Genomic DNA, 18994 nt, shown 5'->3' on the forward strand with positions numbered 1-18994 from the left:
CTCACACCCGCCGAGGACGAATCCGATGACCGGCCCGCAGCAGCGCCCCACGCGACCGCTCATGCGGCGACGGCAGGCGCTGCTCGTGCTCGGAGTGCTGGTCGGGCTGCTGGGCATGCATGGTCTGGCTCCCACCGGCGGTCTGCACGCGCACGAACGCGCCGGGACGCGGTATGTGGCGGCAGTAGCGGTCACCACCCCTTACGACTGCCCCGAAGGCGGTGCCTGTCCCGGAGACGGCGACTGCGGCGGAGGCCATCTCCAGCACGCCGACTCGAAGTGCGTGTCAGGTGCGGTGAACGGCACGCCGGCAATGCCCGCGCTCGTTCCCGACCCGGTGGCCGAACCCGTACGCGCCGACGCCATGCGCTCGTACACCGCTGCGGCCCCCGACGGCGCACGCGCACCACCCTCCCTGGCGGAACTCCAACTCCTGCGGATTTAGACGCCACCCCGCACCGCGTCCACAGAACGGCGACGCGGTGCGCGTCAGCACGTCCAGATCCCTTTCGCACAACAGGAGTTCCAGCATGCGCAACACCCGTACCCTGACCCGCCGCGCCACCCTCACAGCTACGGCTCTGACCGCCGCCCTCATACTCACCGCCTGCGGCAACGGCAGTGACAGCGCGAGCAGCGGCGACGGTTCCTCGTCCGCGAGCGCCGACGCCACCGCCGGAGCACACAACGCCCAGGACGTCTCCTTCGCCCAAGGCATGATCCCCCACCACCAGCAGGCCCTGGAGATGGCGAAACTCGCCACCGACCGGGCCTCGTCCGCCGAAGTCAAAGACCTCGCCGCACGCATCGAGAAGGCTCAGGACCCTGAGATCCAGACCATGAACGGCTGGCTCAAGTCCTGGGGTGTGGACATGTCCTCGTCGATGTCCGGGATGGACGACTCAGCACACTCCGACATGCCCGGAATGATGGACAGCACGCACATGGACATGCTGAAGAAGGCGTCCGGCACGGACTTCGACACCATGTTCCTGACCATGATGATCGAACACCACAAGGGCGCCGTGAACATGGCTACGACGGAGAAGAACAAGGGCAAATACGGCTCCGCAACGGCCATGGCCGACGACATCATCACCGCGCAGACCGGTGAGATCACCGAGATGAACAAGCTTCTCGGCAAGAACTGACACTCTCGTCGGTGGAGGGGCCGGTGTCCGCACCGGCCCCTCCACCACCGCACAGGCAGGCGACCTGCACCCGGCAGATGTACGGCAACGAGCCGTCCGAAGCCCCCCCAGCCGCCGATGTCCTCCGCGCGGCCGGGACGCCCTACCCACTGGCCCTGTCCACGGCAGAGATCAGGTCGATCATGGATGAAATCGCCCGGGTCCTGCGTCCGGGCGGCTTCCTCCGAGGCCGGCACATGCACGAGGTCCACGCCTTCGAGGAGGGGGAACTGCCGCGTCGACCATGGCGGATCACCCAGGCGAGGCATTGGCCGCGCCCGGGCGGGCACGTCAGTGCGCGTGCGGACCGCCGGTCGTCTGCGGCTTGCTGTGCGGTACGAGGACGAGGGCGATCAGGGCGCTCGTCGCGGCGGTGATCGCGCTGAGGGTGAAGGCGCGGGTGAATCCCGCGACCGCTCCGTGTTCGATGCCGGAGGCGGCGACGGTGGACAGTACGGCGACGCCGATCGAACCACCCATTTCGTGGAAGGTGTTGACGACCCCGGAGGCAAGTCCCGCCTCCTCCGGGGCGACCAGGGCGAGTGCGGTGGTGATGGCGGTGACGAAGACGAGGCCGATGCCGAACGTGGCGACGACCAGGCCTGGCAGGAGCCTCGCGTACACGCTGCCGTCCGCCGGGAGCCAGGCCAGCGGCACCGTTCCGGCCGCCGTGAGCACCAGGCCGGCCACCGCGGTCGTAAGGCTGCCGATCCGGCCGACCAGCTGCGATCCCAGATGGGCCCCGACGCCCGTGGCCACGGCAACCGGCAGGAAGAGCAGACCGGTCGCGAACGGGCCGTAGCCGCGCAGCTGTTGGAGGTAGACGGAGCCGAGGAAGAAGAACCCGATGAGCAGCGCGGTGGCCACGAGCATCAGGAACGCGCCGGCCAGCACCGGGCGCCGGGTGAACATCCGCAGGTCCATCAGCGGGACCCGGCTCGCGCGCTCGGCGGCGGCGAACCCCGCGTACAGGACCAGGGCGCCGAGCAGCGGCAGTACGGCCGTCATGTCGGACCAGCCCGCGTCCCCCGCCCGCACCAGTCCGTAGATGAGTGCGGCGGTGCCCGCGGTGACCAGTACGGCGCCGGGTATGTCGAGCCGGGAGGGCTGGGGCGTGCGGCGCGGCAGCACGGCGGGGAGTGCGGCCAGGGCGGCGACGCCGACGGGGACGTTGACGAAGAACACCCACTGCCAGCCGGGTCCGCCGGTCAGGGCGCCGCCGAGCAGGACACCGGCTGCCGATCCGGTGCCGCCGAGTGCCGCCCACACACCGAGCGCCTTGTTCCGCTCCGCGCCGTGGAAGCTGGTGGTGACGATCGACAGAGCCGCCGGTGACAGCAGCGCGGCGCCGACGCCCTGCAGGACGCGTCCGCTCATCAGCATGGGCGCGCCCGTGGCGAGGCCGGTGACGAGCGACGCGGCCGTGAACAGCGCCAGCCCGGCGAGCACGGTGCGGTGGGCGCCCAGCACATCGGCCAGCCGGCCGCCGAGCAGCATCAGCCCGCCGAAACACAGGGTGTACGAGGTGACGACCCAGGTGAGGGCCTCGCGGCCGAGGTGGAGATCGGCGGCCATGTCGGGCAGGGCGACGTTCACAACCGTGACGTCCAGGATCAGCATGAACTGCGCCACGCAGAGCAGCGCCAGCAGAAGCCGGCGGTGGGGAGGAGGCGGGGTGTGCGGGTGGTCCGTATGAAGGGCGGGGTGGACATGGCTCATGGGGGCTCCTCGGTACGACGGGTGGCTCCCTGCAGGGTTCAACTGAACTATACGGTTCAGTTTAATTGAACTCAACCGTTCAGTTCAGTTGCCCGGTAAACTGAGGACATGACCTCAGCGAACGCCGCGTCCGCCCTCAAGCAGCCCCCCTCCGGGCCGCGCGCCGAGGCCAAGCGGCGGGCCATCGTCACCGCGGCCCGCGAGCTGTTCCTGCGCGAGGGGTTCGACGTGAACATGGATGCGATCGCCGCCGCTGCCGGCGTCTCCAAGGCGACCGTCTACAACCACTTCGCCAGCAAGGAGACGCTGTTCATCGAGGTCGTCAAGGACTCGCTGGACGCCCCGATCTCCGGCACGCTCGTCACCTCACTGGACCGCCTGGCCGAGGCCGAGGACCTGCGCGAGGCACTCACCGCCACGGCCCGCGACTGGGTCCACGCCACCCGCGCCAACCCCGACGTCCTCGCCCTGCGCACCATCGTCAGCCGCGAACTGCACCGCTTCCCCGAACTCGGCGCCGCCTGGCAGCAGGCGGGACCCGAGCGCCACCACCCCGCCGTGGCCGACGCCCTGCGCCGCCTGGTGGACCGGGGCAGGCTCGACATCCCCGACATCGAGGTGGCCATCCTCCAGCTGTACTCGCTCCTGCCCTTCCCCCACCTGGTGTTCAGCACCTACGGGACGACCATCGACGACGACCTCACCGACCGTCTGATCGCCGGCGGCGTCGACATGTTCCTCGGCCACTACACGGCACGCTTGGCCAAGCCGTAGTCGTCTCGCGCATACGGCGGCAGCGTCGGCGCGGTCGCACCCGGCGGCGCAGGACAGCCCGACTGCCCCGGCCCGCCTGGGCATCGGCGGTGAACACCACCATCACGCCCCCGCCACAGGGCGACTGTTCACCCTATTTCCGTGATCAAACTTCGGCATCGTCACACGTTGCGAGTTCGTCCGCCGGGAGGCCTCGCCGAGTTACGCCGGTACACGTGTCGGCCGATGCAGCCGCTCGTTACGATCATGGCCCTCACTTCGCTGACCAGGGGGTCTTGTGACGACGAGAGGCCCCACACCCCGCCATGGCTCAGCGTTTGCACGACCAAGACCCGTCTCGGTTCCGCGAGTCCGGTCCGTCCCCGGAGGCGCCCGCGGTCCACGCGAAGGTACTGTGGGACGAACTCGTGGCGGCGGCCGAGTGGGCCGCCCGGTACCTGAGCGAACTGCCGCACGGCCCGGTCGCCCGTCCGTTGCCCGCCCAGCTGCGGTCCCGGCTGCGTGCGGGACAACTCCGGGAGCGGGGCGGGGAGTTGGGCGGAGTGTTGGACTTCGTACGCGACGAGATCGCCCCGTACCCGACCGGAAACGGGCACCCCGCGTTCTTCGCCTGGGTCAACTCGCCGCCCGCGCCCGCCGGGATCGTCGCCGACCTGCTGGCCTGCGCCGTCAACGCGACCTGCGGCATGGGCGAGAACGCCCTGATGGACCTGGAACGCGGCACCGTACGCATGCTCGCCGACCTCGCGGGCCTGCCCGACAGCGCGGGCGGGGTACTGACCAGCGGCGGCTCCATGGCCAACCTGCTCGCCCTGGCCACCGCCCGCACCTGGTTCCTCACCCGGCGCGGCTCCGCCGACGGCCCCGCCTTCGACCGCGACCACGCCCGTCTCACCCTGTACTACAGCGCCCAGGCACACATGTCCGTCGCCAAGGCAGCCGCCTGCATCGGCCTGCCCGCCCATCGGCTGCGCCCCATCACCGCCGACCCGCACGACCGGCTGGACCCCGCCGCCCTGCGCGCCGCGGTCACCGCCGACCTGGACGCGGGCCTGCTGCCCTTCTGCACCGTCACCACACTCGGCACCACCGCCACCGGCGCCGTGGACCCGCTCGAACCGGTCACGGACCTGTGCCGGAGCGCCGGGATGTGGCACCACGCGGACGGGGCCTGGGGCGGACTCGGCGCCGCCGTGCCGGCCCTGGCACCCCACTACGCGGGCGTCGGCGGCATCGACTCCCTGACCGTGGACCCGCACAAAACCCTGAGCGTGCCGGTGGGGTGCGGGGCGCTGCTGGTCCCGGACCCCGAGCACCTGCACACGGCCTTCGCCCACCAGGCCTCCTACCTCACCGCCGGCGAACCGGACGCCCTGCCCTGGCTGTCCCACGCGACGATCGAGCTGACCCGCCCCGGCACCCGAGCCCTCGCCCTCTGGGCCACCCTGCACCACCTGGGCCGCGACGGCGTCACCGGCCTGATCGAGCACTACCTGGCCCTCGCCGACGAGCTGCGCGAACGGATCACCGCCGAACCCCGGCTCCACCTGCTGGCCGGCGGCCCGTGGCCGGTCGCCTGCTTCCGGATCACCGACCCCTACGGGGGCGACCCGGATGCCCTCCACACCCGCGTCGCCCGCCGCGTCCAGGACAACGGACGCGCCTACCTCGCCACCGTCGCCGTCCACGGCCGCACCGTCCTACGCGCCGCCCTGTGCAACTACCGCACCACCACAGCCGACCTCGACCTGCTGATCCGCGAGGTCCTCCACGCCGCCGACGCCGAGCACTCCGCCCCAGGGACCGATCAGTCACCCCGGCATCGCTGACCACCGGCCGCCGTCTTCCCCACCCCGGACGGTTGGGCAGAAGATGGCGTCCTGCCAAGTCGTGCCCCTCGAACTCCCCGCGTGGCGGAGCTCGTTGGAAGCCCGTTGAGCGAAAGGTGATCACTCATGGCCGACGAGCCGGACGCTTCACCCGGTATCGAGCCCAACGTGCCCAACGTGCCGAACGTCGCCCGGATCTACGACTACTTCCTCGGCGGCCACACGCACCACCCCGCCGACCGCGCAGCCGCCCGACGCATCACCGCCGCCAGCCCCCAAGCACCCCTGCTGGCCCGCGCCATGCGCCGCTGGCTGGTGCGAGTCGTGGCCGCCATGACCGCCGAGGGCATCACCCAGTTCCTCGACCTGGGGGCCGGCCTGCCCACCCAGGACAACGTGCACGAGGTCGCCGCCCGCCACCACCCCGACACCAAGGTCGTCTACGTCGACAACGACCCCGTCGTCCTCGCCGAGGGCAGGCCCCTGCTGGAACCCGGACGATCCGTCCTGCTCCTGGGCGACGTACAGGACATGGCATCCGTCCTCGACCACCCCGACCTGCACACCCTGATCGACCTCACCGCTCCGCTGGGCGTCATCGTCTCCGGCGTCGTCCACTTCCTGCCCGAGACGCCGGCCACCGCGGCCCAGTTCGCCGCCCTCCGTGAACGTCTGGCCCCGGGCAGCGCACTCGCCCTCAACTCCCTGGTGTCCGACGGCGATCCCACCGGCGCCACCACACTGTTCCGCCTCTACCAGGGCGAAACAGGGCGCGGCCAGCTCCGCACGGCCGATCAACTCCGGCAGTTCTTCGCCGACTTCACCCTTCAACGGCCGGGCCTCGTCCCCCTGGACGACTGGCGTCCCGACGCCCCCGTCCCACCGTCCGCTCGCCCCGAACCGTTGATATGGGGCGGTATGGCACGCAAGCCGTGAGCCCCGCCACCCAGGGAATCAAATCGGCCTCCGTGTTTCACCCCGGTTTCCGTTACGCCCCGATGGATACGTAATGGTCACGACTGGCCCCCGAATGCTTGTGGGATTTCACAAGGGCGACGGATCATTGGCCGAAACCCGCCCCTCCCCATCCCCGTCCCCCTTCCCCGCCCCCTCCCCGAACCCGCAGGAGCCCCGGTGGCCGCTGGTCAGATCGCCCCCGAGCCGGCCGCGCCGGCCGCAGCACAGGCGGAGCGGCAGAAGCTGCGCAAGCACTTCGGCCGTTTCGACATCCTCTTCTTCCTCCTCTGCACGATCGTCGGCGTCGACACGATCGGCACCATTTCCAAGGAGGGCGCCGAGGCGTTCACCTGGCTCATCGTGCTGGCCGCGGTGTTCTTCATCCCCTCCGCGCTGCTGACCGCCGAGCTCGGCGCCGCGTTCCCGGAGGAGGGCGGCCCCTACATCTGGACCAGCCGGGCCTTCGGCCGCCTCGCGGGCGCCGTCAACAACTTCCTGTACTGGATCACCAACCCGGTCTGGCTCGGCGGCACCCTCGCCGTCGCCGCCGTCACCGCCTTCACGACCTTCTTCAACGACGGCAAGGACCTGAGCACCCCGGCCTTCTACGTCTTCGCCCTGGTCTTCATCTGGGTGGGCGTCCTCGCCGCGATCCTCTCCTTCGACGTCGGCAAGTGGATCCCCACCATCGGCGCCTGGAGCCGCTTCGCCCTCCTCGGCTTCTTCACGCTCACGGTCGTCATCTACGGCATCAAGCACGGCCTGCACGGCTTCGGCCCCGGCGACTTCTCCCCGACGTACGCGGGCTTCGTCGGCCTCGTGCCCGTCCTGATGTTCAACTACGTCGGCTTCGAGCTGCCCAACACCGCGGGCGACGAGATGACCGACGCCCAGAAGGACGTCCCGTTCGCGATCTTCCGCAGCGCCGCCCTCGCCGTACTCCTCTACGCCCTCCCCATCCTCGGCATCCTGCTGGTCCTCCCGGTCAAGGCCATCACCGGCCTCGGCGGCTTCCTCGACGCGATCCGCCAGGTCTTCACCGTCTACGGCGGTGACGTGGCCGCCGACGGCACCGTCACCAGCAGCGGCGCCGGCACGGTGCTCGGGGACATCGCCGCGGTCCTGTTCATCCTCACGGTCCTGTCCTCCGGCGTCACCTGGGTCATGGGCTCCGACCGCGCCCTCGCCGTCTCCGGCTACGACGGCGCCGCGCCCCGCTTCCTCGGCGTCATCTCCAGCCGGTTCGGCACACCGGTACGGGTCAACATCCTCAGCGGGCTGGTCTCCACCCTCGTCCTGGTCCTGGCCCACCAGCTCACCAACGGCAGCGCGGCCAAGCTCTTCGGCGCGGTCCTCGGCCTGGCCATCTCCACCACGCTCATCAGCTACCTGGGCATCTTCCCGGCCCTCGCGGTGCTCCGCCGCAAGGCCCCGGACGTCCCCCGCCCCTACAAGGCGCCCTTCCCCCGCACGATCAGCGTGGTCCTCACCGTGCTGATCCTGTTCGCCAGCGTGCAGCTGATCGCCCCCGGGGCCGGCGACCACTGGTTCGGCGCCAACTACCTGCCGGACGGCTGGAGTTACGACGAGCGCTGGAAGTACCTCCTCACCGAGGCCGTACCGCTCGCCGTCTTCGTCCTCCTCGGCGTCCTCTTCTGGGCCCTGGGGAAGCCGACCCGCACGGCCAACTCGCTCTCGCTCGCAAAGGAGTAGCGTTCCGGTCGATCACCGGGAGCCGGACCCGGTACTCGACAGAAGGAACCGAACCACCGTGCCCCTGCACTGTGTTGTCCTCGACGACTATCAGAACGTGGCGACCGAACTGGCCGACTGGTCGCCGGTCGAGGACACCGTGGAGGTCGTGAGCCTGCGTGAACACCTCGACGGCGAGGGCGAGTTGGCCGCCGCCCTCGCCACCGCCGACATCGTCGTCACCCTGCGCGAACGCGTCCCCTTCCCCGCCTCGCTCCTCGCCCGCCTCCCCCGCCTGAAGCTGCTCGTCGCCTCCGGCATGCGCAACACGGTCATCGACTACGCCGCCGCCGAGGCGCAGGGCGTCACCGTGTGCGGTACGGCCAGCTCCTCGACCCCGCCCGTCGAACTGACCTGGGCACTGCTGCTTGGCCTGGCCCGCGGGATCGTCGAGGAGAGCAACTCCCTTCGCAACGGCGGCCCTTGGCAGCAGACGGTCGGCGCCGACCTGCACGGCCGCACCCTCGGACTGCTGGGCCTCGGCAAGATCGGCAGCCGCGTCGCACAGGTGGGCCTGGCCTTCGGCATGCGCGTCACGGCGTGGAGCGAGAACCTCACGAAGGAACGCGCGGACGAAGTCGGCGCACAACTCGCCCAATCCAAGGAGCAGTTGCTCGCGGACAGCGACTTCGTCTCGGTCCACCTGGCGCTCGGCGACCGCACCCGCGGTCTCCTCGGCCCCGCCGAACTCGCCCTCCTCAAACCGACCGCGTACCTGATCAACACCTCGCGCGCGGCGATCGTCGACCAGGACGCCCTGCTCGCCGCACTGCACGAGGGCCGCATCGCGGGAGCCGGCCTCGACGTCTTCGACAGCGAGCCCCTCCCCGCCGACCACCCGATGCGCACGGCACCACGGCTGCTCGCGACACCCCACCTCGGCTATGTGTCGCACGCCAACTACACGACGTACTACGGCCAGGCCGTCGAGAACATCCGGGCCTACCTGGCGGGTTCGCCCGTACGGCAGCTGCCGTAGAGCGCGCCCGTCACGCCGCTGTCGTCGACAGCCGGTAGACGCCCTCGCTCCGGCGCAGGTGGTGCAGATCCACCAGGTAGCGGCGGAGCGTCACATGGTCGACCTCGCCCTCGTCGCACCAGGCGCGCAGCTTCTCGTTGACGGTGCGCTCGGGGTACTCGACGCCGGGCGCGAAGGTCTGCTCGGCGATGTGCTGGAGCACGACCTGCTTGCGGGTCCACTGGGCGGGGAGGCGGATCAGCCGGCCGCCCCGGACGAAGGTCCGCAGGATCATGTCGGTGTGTTCGTCGCCGGTGACCGGGCCGTCCTCGACGGGCTCGCCGCCCTGTCGGGCGAGCTTCTTGAAAAGGTCGTAGTCGACGCGCAGCTCGCCGTCGTCCATGGTCTTCACCACGCCCTGTTCGCGCAGCTTGAGCAGGGCGACGGCCGTGCCCTTCGGGGTCAGGCCCGCCACCTCGGCGACCTGCTCGATGGTCTCCGCGCCCAGGGCCACCGCCGCAAAGGCGCGCACTCGGTTCTGCTCGGCGAACAGACGGAGCAGTTGGTCGGTTGCCATGTCCGGAGGCTAATCGACGCCCACCCTCCGAGGGCACCGAATTTCCGGCCGTCGAACATCCACTCCCGGCGCTCGAAGTCGTGTTCACAAAGGGTGATCCCCGCGCTGTCGCCGTTACCAGCCATGCGCCGCCGCGTTGAACCCGAAGTGCGGTGGCGAGTCGTGCCGTCGCACTCACCGAACCAAAGGAGAACGTGATGTCTCGCATCGCGAAGGCAGCCGTCGTCGCGCTCGGCACGGGTGCCGTGGCGCTCGGCGGTGCCGGTCTGGCCATGGCGGACGCGGGCGCGCAGGGTGCGGCCGTCGGTTCGCCCGGCGTCCTGTCGGGCAACGTCGTGCAGGTCCCGGTCCACATCCCGGTCAACGTCTGCGGCAACACCGTCAGCGTGATCGGCCTGCTGAACCCGGCCTTCGGCAACACCTGCGCCAACGTGAGCGGCCACGAGCACCCCGGCCACCCCGGCCCGGGCTACGGCGGCAACGGCTACGGCCACTGATTCGACCGCACGCGCGGACGGACGTACGCGAAGAGCCCCGGCACCTCAGGCGCCGGGGCTCTCCCCGTATCCACATGTCCACGGCCGGTCAGGCGTACCGGTAGATCGCGCCGACGTCCTCCAGCTGCTCCGGCGTCACGTCCCACGGCGGCATCCGCTCCTGCCGTGCCACGACCCGCCCCTCCTGGTCGTCACCCGGCCCCGGCGGCTTCGCCGGCAGATAGCGGGCGCCGCGGTGCTTGTTCTGCCAGCGCGACCACTGCAGGTCGATGAAGGCGTGGTGCAGCCAGAACACCGGGTCGTTGACGGACGCGCCGCCGAGCATCACGCCCCCGACCCACTTGTGGACCCGGTTGTGGTTGCGCCAGGACGCGCTGCCCGACCCGGTGCCCCACCCTTCGAGCCGGTTGCGGAACCCCGTGCGGGAGGTCGAGTCCCAGGGCGACGTGTCGTAGACCGGGTCGGCGAGCGCCCCGTCCAGATCGCGCTTCGTCGGCAGCACGATCGGGGCGCCGGCCCGGCCCAAGTCCCTTGTGAGGTACGGCTCGTCGGTGATGTTCTCCGTGATCTTCCAGTTGCCCGCCGCGTAGGCGAACGGCCCGGTCGTCACCTGGTGGTCGGAGCGCCGCCCGGTGCCGCCGAGCAGGTCCTTGGTCCAGGGCAGGGCGGTCGCTGAGCGGTCCCGCGTCCAGTCCCAATAGGGCACCGTCACCGAGGAGTCGACCCGGCGCAGGGCCCGCTCCAGGTCCAGCAGGAACTGCCGGTGCCAGGGCAGGAAGGAGGGCGCCATGTGCGCCGAGCGCAGTCCGTACTCCCCGTCGGGCACGAAGTACTCGATGTGCGTGCGCACGAACTCGTCGTACTCGCCCCGCCGTTTGATCTCCAGGAGCGCCGCCACGAACCGTCGCCTCTCGGCGGCGGTGAGCGTGCTGACGTCCTTACGCGTGTACGCCATGGTCTCCCCCCATGTGCATCTGCCGCATCGGCCCGTCCGCCTCGCGCAGCTCCCGGCCGGGGGCCAGCTCGTCGACGGCCGCGCGGGTCGCCTCCAGCGCCGTGGGATACGAGCGGTAGTGGTCGACCATGCTCAGCCAGGTGCCGTCGGCACGGCGCATCAGATGCAGCGGCCGACCGTCCACGGTCACCTGCCAGCCGTCCTTCAGCACGCCGTGGATACGGCGGCCCCGGTACGTCTCGTCGAAGGCCGTGTCCTTGGGGTCCGCACCGGAGCGCGTGGGCCGGGAGGCGGCGACGACGGGCACGAGCGCCACGGCGACCGCGGCACCGAACACCCCGCGCAGCGCTTCCCGCCGCGTCCTGCGCACCGGCCCCGGTCTCACCGGGCTCAACGCCTCCCCGCCCACCGGCACTCCACCGACGCTCACGCTCATGGCCCAACTCCCTCGTCCGGTACGCATCGTCCGAGGGGCTAACCGTCCGGCACCCCGTACGGTCACCGTTCGTAGTGCTCCGGGGTGAACGGAAGGGCCCGGGTCGCGCCACCCGGGCCCTAGGCCCTGTCGTCAAATTCCCGCCTGCCTCGCGACGCCATGCACGCACTCTCGCCGCACCGGGCGCAGACCCAAGTACGTCCAGTACGAGGGTCTACGCCCGGCACACCGAGAGCACGCACCTGACGCCGCGCGGCCGCCCTCCGGGCGACGACGGGAATGTGACGACAGGGCCTAGTCCATTCCGGCGCTACGGCCTAAAGACCGGCCCCCGTGACCAGGTCCGCGCCCGGCACGGTCTGCAGCACCGGGGCCAGGACGCCCAGTTGGGGCGCCTTCAGGTCCGGGAGGCCGAAGTTGTCGGGGTTGGGCGGGGTCAGCGGCACGTCCAGCGCCAGGCCCGGGGCCATCGTGCGCAGGTCGGAGGCGGGGGTGCTGACACCGAGGTGGTCGAAGCCGTCACCGAGGACGTGCGGCAGCGGTGCGCGCAGGTTCGCACCGGGCAGCCCACCGTGCACCGGGAGTTGGGGCAGCACCCGCTCCGGGATGAGCCGGCCCTCGACGTACCGCGGGCCCTCGGGCGAGCCCGGCATGGGCACCGGCACCTCCCCGCCCAGCTTGGGGAGTTCCATGCCGAGGGCGCTCTCCGCACCCTCCAGCGGCACGGGCACGGGGACCGTGCCGATCGCGGCGGCGGGGGTCGCGACGGCGGCGCCGGTCGCGGCCGCCACGGCCGTGATGACGGCGGCGATGGTTCCTCGGGTGGTCGACTTCATCGTGAGTACGGTCCCTTTCGGAATTCGGAGCTCTGTGTGCTGACCGGGTAACGACCTTGGGAAGGACAACAGTTCAAGATTCCCCCGAGTGCCGCAGTAGTCAGCTTTTCCAGAATTCCCATCAGCGGGCCGGAATCATTGTTCCGGGCCCGCTGTCCGGCTCGTCAGCCGCGCAGGCTGCGGGCGGGCAGGATGACGTGCGCGGCGGCGTTCAGGGTGTCCTCGGAGCCGGCGAACTCGGCCAGCGCCTCGGGGGTGACGGGCTTGCCGGGCTCGGCGTCGGGCCACGGGCGGGTGGTGAACACGAGGTAGGCGAAGCCGCGTTCGCCGACCGCCGCGAGCCACTCCGGCGGAGGCACGCACTGGGCGTTGAGCTGCGGCATGTTGAGGACGGCCTGCCCGGACTCGACGAGCATGGTGATCGGCAGGCTGGGCTTGGTGGCGCCGTCGACGATGTTGCCGCCGACCGGGAGGCCGTTGTCGGTCAGCAGCCGTTCCACGGCGGCACTGGCGGCCTCGGGGCCGTCCGCGGCGTCCCCCAGGGTGTAGGCGAGGAGGTAGGGCATGTCCCCGTCGGGGGCCTCGCCGCTCCAGGCCAGGACGACGAGGGTGCCGAGGTCGGCGACGCGGAAGGGGCGCGGTTCGCTTGAGGTTGAGGTCACCGCGCGACCTTATCGACGGGCCGCGAGGCCGCCGGCCGCGTTCTCACCCGTCCGGCCGATGGTGCGGGCGCCCCGCCACACGAACGAGGGACGCCTCGCGACGCCCCTCGAACACCACCGGAGAAACTCAGCTCTGCAGCGGCAGACCGCCGAGCAGCGGGTTGTGCTGGTTCAGCGCGGCGGTCGCACCCTTGACGGTGTTGAGCGCGGAGCCCTTGTTCTCGGTGTCGAGCGCGTCCGACTGGTGCTGCAGCGGCATCACGTCGGCGGGCTGGAGCTGACCACTGGTGAGGGTGTTGACGGCGCCGGTGAGGCTGGTGGGCGTCACGTCGGCGGGGCCGTAGGCGAACGCGGGCGCGGCGGCACCGGCGATGGCGAGGGACCCGGCAACGACAGCGGCAGCCTTCAGGGACTTCATCGTGTTCCTTTCTTCGGCAACTCATGTCACCAGAGGGAATTCTGTCGCCGTGTGTAACGAGTTCCGGCCGGGGCGGAAACCCCGTGAGCAGAAAGTTTCTGCTGCCCACCCGAATGCAGCGGGTGTCTCATCGGCGTTTCTCATCCTCATATGAAAAGGCCGTTGGGCCGGTCCCGGAAAGGATCGGCCCAACGGCCTTTCTACGATGCTCGCGTCACACGGCCGGCACTGCCGGAACCGCCGGAAGCGCGGACGTCGACGGCAGCGACGGCAGCGCGGGCAGACCGGGCAGGCTCGGCGCGGGCAGCCCGCCGCCCAGCAGCGTGGCCGCGACCACGTTGACAAGGCCCGTCACCACGCCGGTGACCGCCGGGACGACGGCACTGACATTGCCGGAGGTGACGGCGGCGAGCAGGGTGGCGACCGCCTTCTGCAGGGAGGCGAGGGCGTCACCGGCGAGGTCGGCGGGCGCCGCCTTGGCCTTGGAGTCGTCGCCGCTCTTGAGCGAGGGCAGGGCGGGAGTCGCGGGCAGAGCGGGAGTCGCAGGCAACGCAGGCGTCGCCGGAACAGCCGGGGCCGCCGGAACAGCCGGAGCGGCCGGCGCCGCCGCGGTGATCTTGGCGACGGCCGCGGTGACCGCGTCGCCCAGCGTCTTCGCCTGGTCGGCGGAGAGCTGGCCGTTGTCGGCCTTGAGCGCCTGGGTCAACAGGTCGGTGACGGGGGTGAGCACGCTGCCGAGGTCGCCGAGGCTCTTGACCGGGGCGAGCAGTGCGTCAGCGTTGGGGACCGGCGCGCTCGACGCGGCGTGGACGTGCTTCCGCGCCGAGTCGTTGTCGGCCGCGACGGCCGCGGGGCCGGCGATTCCGATCAGGACAGTGGCACAGAGCACGGAGGACGCGACGCGCCGTGCGGGCAGACCACGCATGGGTGATTCCTTTCGGTGGTGCTTCGGATCTTGAGCCCACCGTGAAAGCGCTCACCACCATCTGCAACCGGTCGGACGCACCGGGTGACCGCCCGTCAGCCGTACGGTCGACGTCGTGCCTGGTGAGGGCCATGTCAAGACCGAAGCGCCGGACCGGAACCGCTACCGCCCATTCGGGGCAACACCGCCGAACGCCGACCGGCCGTCCCCCCGTGGAGACACCACGGGAGAACGGCCGGCCGAAGTGATGCGCGCGGACGTCAGTCGTTGACGCAGGTGTTGCCGAAGGCGGGGTTCAGCAGGCCGATGACGTTGACGGTGTTGCCGCAGACGTTGACCGGGATGTGAACCGGAACCTGGACGACGTTGCCCGACAGCACGCCCGGGGAGTGGGCGGCAGCGCCGTGCGCGTCGCTGTCGGCGGCGGCGATGCCGGCGGTGCCCGCCATGGCGGCGGCGGCAACGGAGGTCAGGACCAGGCCCTTCGCGATACGCGACATGGAGAGGTGCTCCTTGGGGTTGAAACAAACACCCGGGCGGGGATGCCCGGCGCTGTGTCAACGCGCGGCGCCCACCGGGGTTGTGCCGCCAATGGGGTGATGTCCCACAGGGCCGAACTTCACCATTCCGACACACTTGTCACGTTTCGCCGGATTAATACGGATAGCCACTAGAGTTGCGCACCTCCCGAAGTACCCCTATAGCCAGCAAATCGCATATAGGGGCCGTACTTCCCGAAAGGGCACCACCGGTCATGCGCAATTCCCTGGGCCCGCTGCTGCGCCGGGCGTCGGTGGGCATCCTCGCCCTCGCCACGATCTGGGCCCCGGCCGCCTCCGGAGCGTCCGCCGCACCCACCCCCGAGGCGCAGCGCGTCCCCTTCGCCCAGCGCTATCACGCGCTCCAGCACGGCGGCATCGTCCGCGCGGCCAACACCTCCATCAGCTGCCGCCAGGACTCGGCCGCCTGCCCTGCCGTAAGAGAGGGACAGGCCGCCGTCAACGGCGACTTCGACATGTTCTACGTCGACGTCGACCGCGACCCCAACACGTACAACTCCTCCCGCGCGGAGGTCCGGTTGCCCGAGGGTGCCCGGGCCACGTACGCGCGGCTGTACTGGGGCGGCAACCTCCGCGTGGGTGAGCAGAAGCCGCCCAAGGACAACGGGCGGGTGCTGATCGCGGAGCCCGGCGGCGACTACAAGGCGGTGCTCGCTGACACGGTCGTAGGGCACCGGGTGGCGGGCGGCGCGGACGCGTTCCAGGCCTCGGCCGATGTCACCGAGCTGGTCCGGGAGAGTGGTTCGGGCCTCTACACCGTGGCCCAGGTCAATGTGGCGATGGGGAAGTCGGCGGCAGGTGCCTGGGGCGGCTGGACGCTCGTCGTGGCGTACGAGAAGCCGCAGGAGCCGCTGCGCCGGCTGGCGTTGTGGGACGGCTTCGACACGGTGGGCTCCCGGACCGGCGCGGAGATCCGCATGCGCGGGGTGCGTGTGCCCGCGCACGCCGGGGGACGCGCGGGCGTGGTGGCGTACGACGGAGATCGCGGCCGTACCGGAGATTCGCTCACTCTCTCGACCGGTCGTACGAACGCCACCGCGCTCGGTGACGGTGCCAATCCCCGTGACGACGTACTGAATTCCACGATCAGCGACCCGGGGGCGGCGCCTGCGGAGCGTGCGCCCGCGTATGCGAACACGCTCGGCTACGACTCCGATGTGTTCGATCTCGGTAAGGCGCTGCGGCCCGGCGGTGACCAGCTGGCCTTCCGGCTCGTTTCCCAGCGGGACGCGGCGTGGTTCGGGGCGCTCTTCGTCGCCGTCGACGCCCAGCAGTGAGGCGCGTTCCCGCCCGCAGTCCCGAGCGCCACCCGTGAGCGAGGAAACCGCGCAATGCACCAGCCAGCAACCGACCTTCGACCACGGGTCCTGCACCTCGCCCAGCCCGTGGACGGCGGGGTCGCCCGTGTCGTCACGGATCTGACGCGGGCTCAACTCGCGTCCGGCCTGGACGTCACGGTCGCCTGCCCCGACGGCGGCAGCCTCGCGGACGGGGTCCGGGCGCTCGGCGCGGACGTACGGCTGTGGGAGGCGACCCGGTCGCCGGGTCCGGCACTCGTCTCCGAGGTACGGCGGCTGGCCCAAGTGGTCGAAGAGGTGCGGCCCGATCTGGTGCACGCGCACAGCGCTAAGGCCGGTCTGGCCGGGCGGCTCGCCGTGCGGGGGCGGATCCCGACCGTGTTCCAGCCGCACGCCTGGTCGTTCGAGGCGGTCGGCGGGGTCACCGCCACGCTCGCCGTCGGCTGGGAGCGCTGGGGTGCGCGGTGGGCCACCCGGATGGTGTGCGTGAGCGAGGCGGAGCGTACGACCGGGCTGCGGGCCGGTGTCCGGGGCCGCTGGAGCGTGATCCCCAACGGGATCGACACCGAGCGCTTCCACCCGGCCGCCGTGGACACCGTACGGGCCGGGATCGAGCAGCTCGCCGGGGTCGATCCGGCGGCGCCGCTGGTGGTGTGCCTCGGGCGGCTGTGCCGGCAGAAGGGCCAGGACGTCCTGCTGGCGGCGTGGGACGAGGTGGTCCGGAGGGTGCCGGCGGCGCGGCTGGTGCTCGTGGGCGATGGGCCCGACCGTGCCGCACTGCGCGAACTCGCCCCGGATTCCGTGCTGTTCGCGGGGGCCGTCGCCGATCCCGTGCCCTGGTACCAGGCCGCCGATCTGGTGGTCCTGCCCTCGCGCTGGGAGGGCATGGCGCTGGCCCCGCTGGAGGCGATGGCCTGCGGGCGGCCCGTCGTCGTCACGGACGTGGCCGGCGCCCGCGAGAGTCTGCCGGCCGGTCTCGCCCCCCGCTGTCTGGTCCCCGCCGAGAATCCGGCGGTGCTGTCGGGGGCCGTCGCCGAGCTGCTCCTCGACCCACTGCTGCGCGAGTCCCTCGGCCACCAGGGGCACCGGTACGTCCTGTCCACGCACGACGTGCGGCACACCGCCGAAGCGGTCGCGGGGGTCTATCGCGATCTGCTCGGCGGCGCCCCGGAGGCGAAAGAAAAGGACACGTCCGTCGTGCCCACCGAGTGCAGGGAGTCCATCCACTCGTGACTGCGGAAAGCACCGTCCCCTCCCCCGGCGGACAGCCACGGGACCACGGATTCTCGAACGTCTCGGTCATCCCCCGCAGCACCGGCGGCGGTTTCCGGTTCCCGGTCCGCAGACCGCCCGCGCGGCCGACCTCACCACTGCCGCTGCTCGGCGCGGACCTCGCCGCCGCCCTGGTGGGCGCCCTCGCACTCACCGGCAGCCGGCGCCGGCCGCTCCTGGTGGCCCTGCTGATCGCCGGGTCGATGCTGCTGCGCCCGCACCTTCCCCGGGCCGTACCGCGCGTCCTGGACGAACTGCCCGCCGTCTGCGGCCGGATCGCCGTCGCCTGGCTCGCCCTCGGCGCCCTCACCGCGGCGTACGCCCCCGACCGCGCCCTCTCCCCGCGCACCCTGCTCCTGGGCTTCGCCCTCCAGACGGCGGCCAGTTGCGCGACCCGCGGCGCGGTGCACCGGCGCCGCCGCAAGGCACTCCTCAACCGCCCTCGCACCGCCCTCGTGATCGGCCCGGCGGCGACCGCGCAACGCGTGGCGGCAGCGGTGCTACGGCACCCGAAGTGCGGGATCGAGCCGGTCGGCATCGTCGCCGAACACCCGGACGGCACCGAGGGGTTGCCCGTACTGACCACCGGCGAGGAGGTCGAGCGCGCCCTCATCCAGAACGGCGTCCGGGCCGTCCTCACCGTGCATCCCTCCGTACGGTCCGAACGCGGGCCGCTGCTGCGGGCGTTGGCGGAGTCGGGCTGCGTGGTCTGGGAGGTCGACGCCGACTCGCCCTCGTACGAGATGCGCGACCAGCTAGCCGGATTCGCCTGCAGGCGGCTGGAGTTGGGCTCGCGGCGATCGGGCAGTCTCGGCAAGCGGGCGCTGGACGTGCTGGTGTCCGGGACGCTGCTCCTCCTGGTCAGCCCCTTGCTGCTGGTGTGCGCGGCGGTACTGCGCCTCACCGACGGACCCGGCGTCGTCTTCCACCAGGAGCGCATCGGCAAGGACGGCCGCCCCTTCACCCTGCTGAAGTTCCGCACGCACCGCCCGGTCGACGAGCACGAGGCGGCGACCCGCTGGAGCGTCGCGCGCGAGCCGCAGATGAGCCGCTTCTGCCGCTTCCTGCGCCAGACCTCGCTGGACGAACTGCTCCAGCTCTGGAACGTGTTCCGGGGCGATATGAGCCTGGTCGGCCCGCGGCCCGAACGCCCGTACTTCGTCGCACAGTTCAGCCAGACCTACCCCGGCTACGCGGCCCGCCACCGGATGCAGACCGGCATCACCGGCCTCGCCCAGATCCACGGGCTGCGTGGCGACACCTCGATCGAGGACCGCTGCCGGTTCGACAACGCGTACATCGACAACTGGTCGCTGTGGCAGGACATCTGCATCCTCGCCCGCACCGCGACCGCGCTCGTACGTCCGACGGGGAGCTGA

20 protein-coding genes are annotated in these 18994 nt (G+C 71.2%); 11 read left to right on the plus strand and 9 right to left on the minus strand.

Translation table 11 applies throughout. The features are described from left to right. Nucleotides 1-25: 25 nt before the first annotated feature. Together AB0I69_RS28930 and AB0I69_RS28935 are read left to right on the plus strand one after the other, a co-directional pair. Nucleotides 26-445, plus strand: coding sequence for a DUF6153 family protein (locus tag AB0I69_RS28930; protein ID WP_363098644.1), 420 nt, complete (start codon nt 26-28; stop codon nt 443-445). 85 nt (nt 446-530) lie between these two features. Continuing rightward, nucleotides 531-1151 carry a DUF305 domain-containing protein gene (locus AB0I69_RS28935; protein WP_363098645.1) on the plus strand — a complete coding sequence of 207 codons (621 nt, stop codon included), beginning with the start codon at nt 531-533 and terminating at the stop codon, nt 1149-1151. 330 nt (nt 1152-1481) lie between these two features. Here AB0I69_RS28935 and AB0I69_RS28940 read toward each other — a convergent pair whose 3' ends face one another. Then, nucleotides 1482-2909 carry an MFS transporter gene (locus AB0I69_RS28940; RefSeq protein WP_363098646.1) on the minus strand — a complete coding sequence of 476 codons (1428 nt, stop codon included), beginning with the start codon at nt 2907-2909 and terminating at the stop codon, nt 1482-1484. Nucleotides 2910-3017: 108 nt separating this feature from the next. Between AB0I69_RS28940 and AB0I69_RS28945 the strand changes: the two genes are divergently transcribed. The 5 genes from AB0I69_RS28945 to AB0I69_RS28965 all read left to right on the plus strand — a co-directional run bounded on the left by AB0I69_RS28945 (nt 3018) and on the right by AB0I69_RS28965 (nt 9200). Beyond that, nucleotides 3018-3683: a TetR/AcrR family transcriptional regulator gene (locus tag AB0I69_RS28945; RefSeq protein WP_363098647.1), complete on the plus strand. Its 666-nt coding sequence runs from the start codon at nt 3018-3020 to the stop codon at nt 3681-3683. Nucleotides 3684-3988: 305 nt separating this feature from the next. Then, nucleotides 3989-5512, plus strand: coding sequence for a pyridoxal-dependent decarboxylase (locus AB0I69_RS28950; protein WP_363098648.1), 1524 nt, complete (start codon nt 3989-3991; stop codon nt 5510-5512). A gap of 126 nt (nt 5513-5638) precedes the next feature. After that, nucleotides 5639-6448 carry an SAM-dependent methyltransferase gene (locus tag AB0I69_RS28955; protein ID WP_363098649.1) on the plus strand — a complete coding sequence of 270 codons (810 nt, stop codon included), beginning with the start codon at nt 5639-5641 and terminating at the stop codon, nt 6446-6448. A gap of 198 nt (nt 6449-6646) precedes the next feature. After that, nucleotides 6647-8182 (plus strand): APC family permease, encoded by a 1536-nt coding sequence (locus AB0I69_RS28960; protein ID WP_363098650.1) that lies wholly within the window; start codon nt 6647-6649, stop codon nt 8180-8182. Nucleotides 8183-8240: 58 nt separating this feature from the next. Beyond that, a complete protein-coding gene (locus tag AB0I69_RS28965; protein ID WP_363098651.1) occupies nt 8241-9200 on the plus strand; it encodes a D-2-hydroxyacid dehydrogenase family protein in 960 nt (319 codons plus the stop codon). A 10-nt stretch (nt 9201-9210) separates the two neighbouring features. On the opposite strand, the gene AB0I69_RS28970 is transcribed toward AB0I69_RS28965, so the two are convergent. Then, nucleotides 9211-9756, minus strand: coding sequence for a DUF2087 domain-containing protein (locus AB0I69_RS28970; protein ID WP_363098652.1), 546 nt, complete (start codon nt 9754-9756; stop codon nt 9211-9213). A gap of 197 nt (nt 9757-9953) precedes the next feature. On the opposite strand from AB0I69_RS28970, the gene AB0I69_RS28975 reads away from it, so the two are divergent. After that, nucleotides 9954-10253, plus strand: coding sequence for a chaplin (locus AB0I69_RS28975; RefSeq protein WP_363098653.1), 300 nt, complete (start codon nt 9954-9956; stop codon nt 10251-10253). An 88-nt stretch (nt 10254-10341) separates the two neighbouring features. Here AB0I69_RS28975 and AB0I69_RS28980 read toward each other — a convergent pair whose 3' ends face one another. The 7 genes from AB0I69_RS28980 to chpG form a co-directional block, all read right to left on the minus strand. Next, a complete protein-coding gene (locus tag AB0I69_RS28980; RefSeq protein ID WP_363098654.1) occupies nt 10342-11208 on the minus strand; it encodes a tyrosinase family protein in 867 nt (288 codons plus the stop codon). Then, nucleotides 11192-11644, minus strand: coding sequence for a tyrosinase family oxidase copper chaperone (locus tag AB0I69_RS28985; protein ID WP_363098655.1), 453 nt, complete (start codon nt 11642-11644; stop codon nt 11192-11194). Before AB0I69_RS28985 ends, AB0I69_RS28980 begins: the two co-directional genes overlap by 17 nt. A gap of 317 nt (nt 11645-11961) precedes the next feature. After that, a complete protein-coding gene (locus AB0I69_RS28990) occupies nt 11962-12480 on the minus strand; it encodes a hypothetical protein (RefSeq protein ID WP_363098656.1) in 519 nt (172 codons plus the stop codon). A 164-nt stretch (nt 12481-12644) separates the two neighbouring features. Next, on the minus strand, nt 12645-13142 hold the full coding sequence (locus tag AB0I69_RS28995) for a DUF5949 family protein (protein WP_363098657.1): 498 nt from the start codon (nt 13140-13142) through the stop codon (nt 12645-12647). Nucleotides 13143-13269: 127 nt separating this feature from the next. Next, the gene (locus tag AB0I69_RS29000) at nt 13270-13560 is read right to left on the minus strand and encodes a hypothetical protein (RefSeq protein ID WP_363098658.1); all 291 of its coding nucleotides are present in this window, start codon (nt 13558-13560) and stop codon (nt 13270-13272) included. 214 nt (nt 13561-13774) lie between these two features. Continuing rightward, a complete protein-coding gene (locus AB0I69_RS29005) occupies nt 13775-14485 on the minus strand; it encodes a hypothetical protein (RefSeq protein WP_363098659.1) in 711 nt (236 codons plus the stop codon). 260 nt (nt 14486-14745) lie between these two features. Continuing rightward, the gene (chpG, locus tag AB0I69_RS29010; RefSeq protein WP_019065678.1) at nt 14746-14985 is read right to left on the minus strand and encodes a chaplin ChpG; all 240 of its coding nucleotides are present in this window, start codon (nt 14983-14985) and stop codon (nt 14746-14748) included. A 254-nt stretch (nt 14986-15239) separates the two neighbouring features. Here chpG and AB0I69_RS29015 point away from each other — a divergent pair, with 254 nt between their 5' ends. The 3 genes from AB0I69_RS29015 to AB0I69_RS29025 are packed head-to-tail and all read left to right on the plus strand — an operon-like array spanning nt 15240 to nt 18994. Next, a complete protein-coding gene (locus AB0I69_RS29015; protein ID WP_363098660.1) occupies nt 15240-16322 on the plus strand; it encodes a DUF3344 domain-containing protein in 1083 nt (360 codons plus the stop codon). Between the two features lie 54 nt (nt 16323-16376). Beyond that, a complete protein-coding gene (locus AB0I69_RS29020) occupies nt 16377-17576 on the plus strand; it encodes a glycosyltransferase (RefSeq protein ID WP_363098661.1) in 1200 nt (399 codons plus the stop codon). Beyond that, the gene (locus AB0I69_RS29025; RefSeq protein WP_363098662.1) at nt 17573-18994 is read left to right on the plus strand and encodes an exopolysaccharide biosynthesis polyprenyl glycosylphosphotransferase; all 1422 of its coding nucleotides are present in this window, start codon (nt 17573-17575) and stop codon (nt 18992-18994) included. The genes AB0I69_RS29020 and AB0I69_RS29025 overlap by 4 nt, the downstream gene beginning before the upstream one ends.

Source organism: Streptomyces sp. NPDC050508 (assembly GCF_040655155.1).
Lineage (GTDB): Bacteria > Actinomycetota > Actinomycetes > Streptomycetales > Streptomycetaceae > Streptomyces.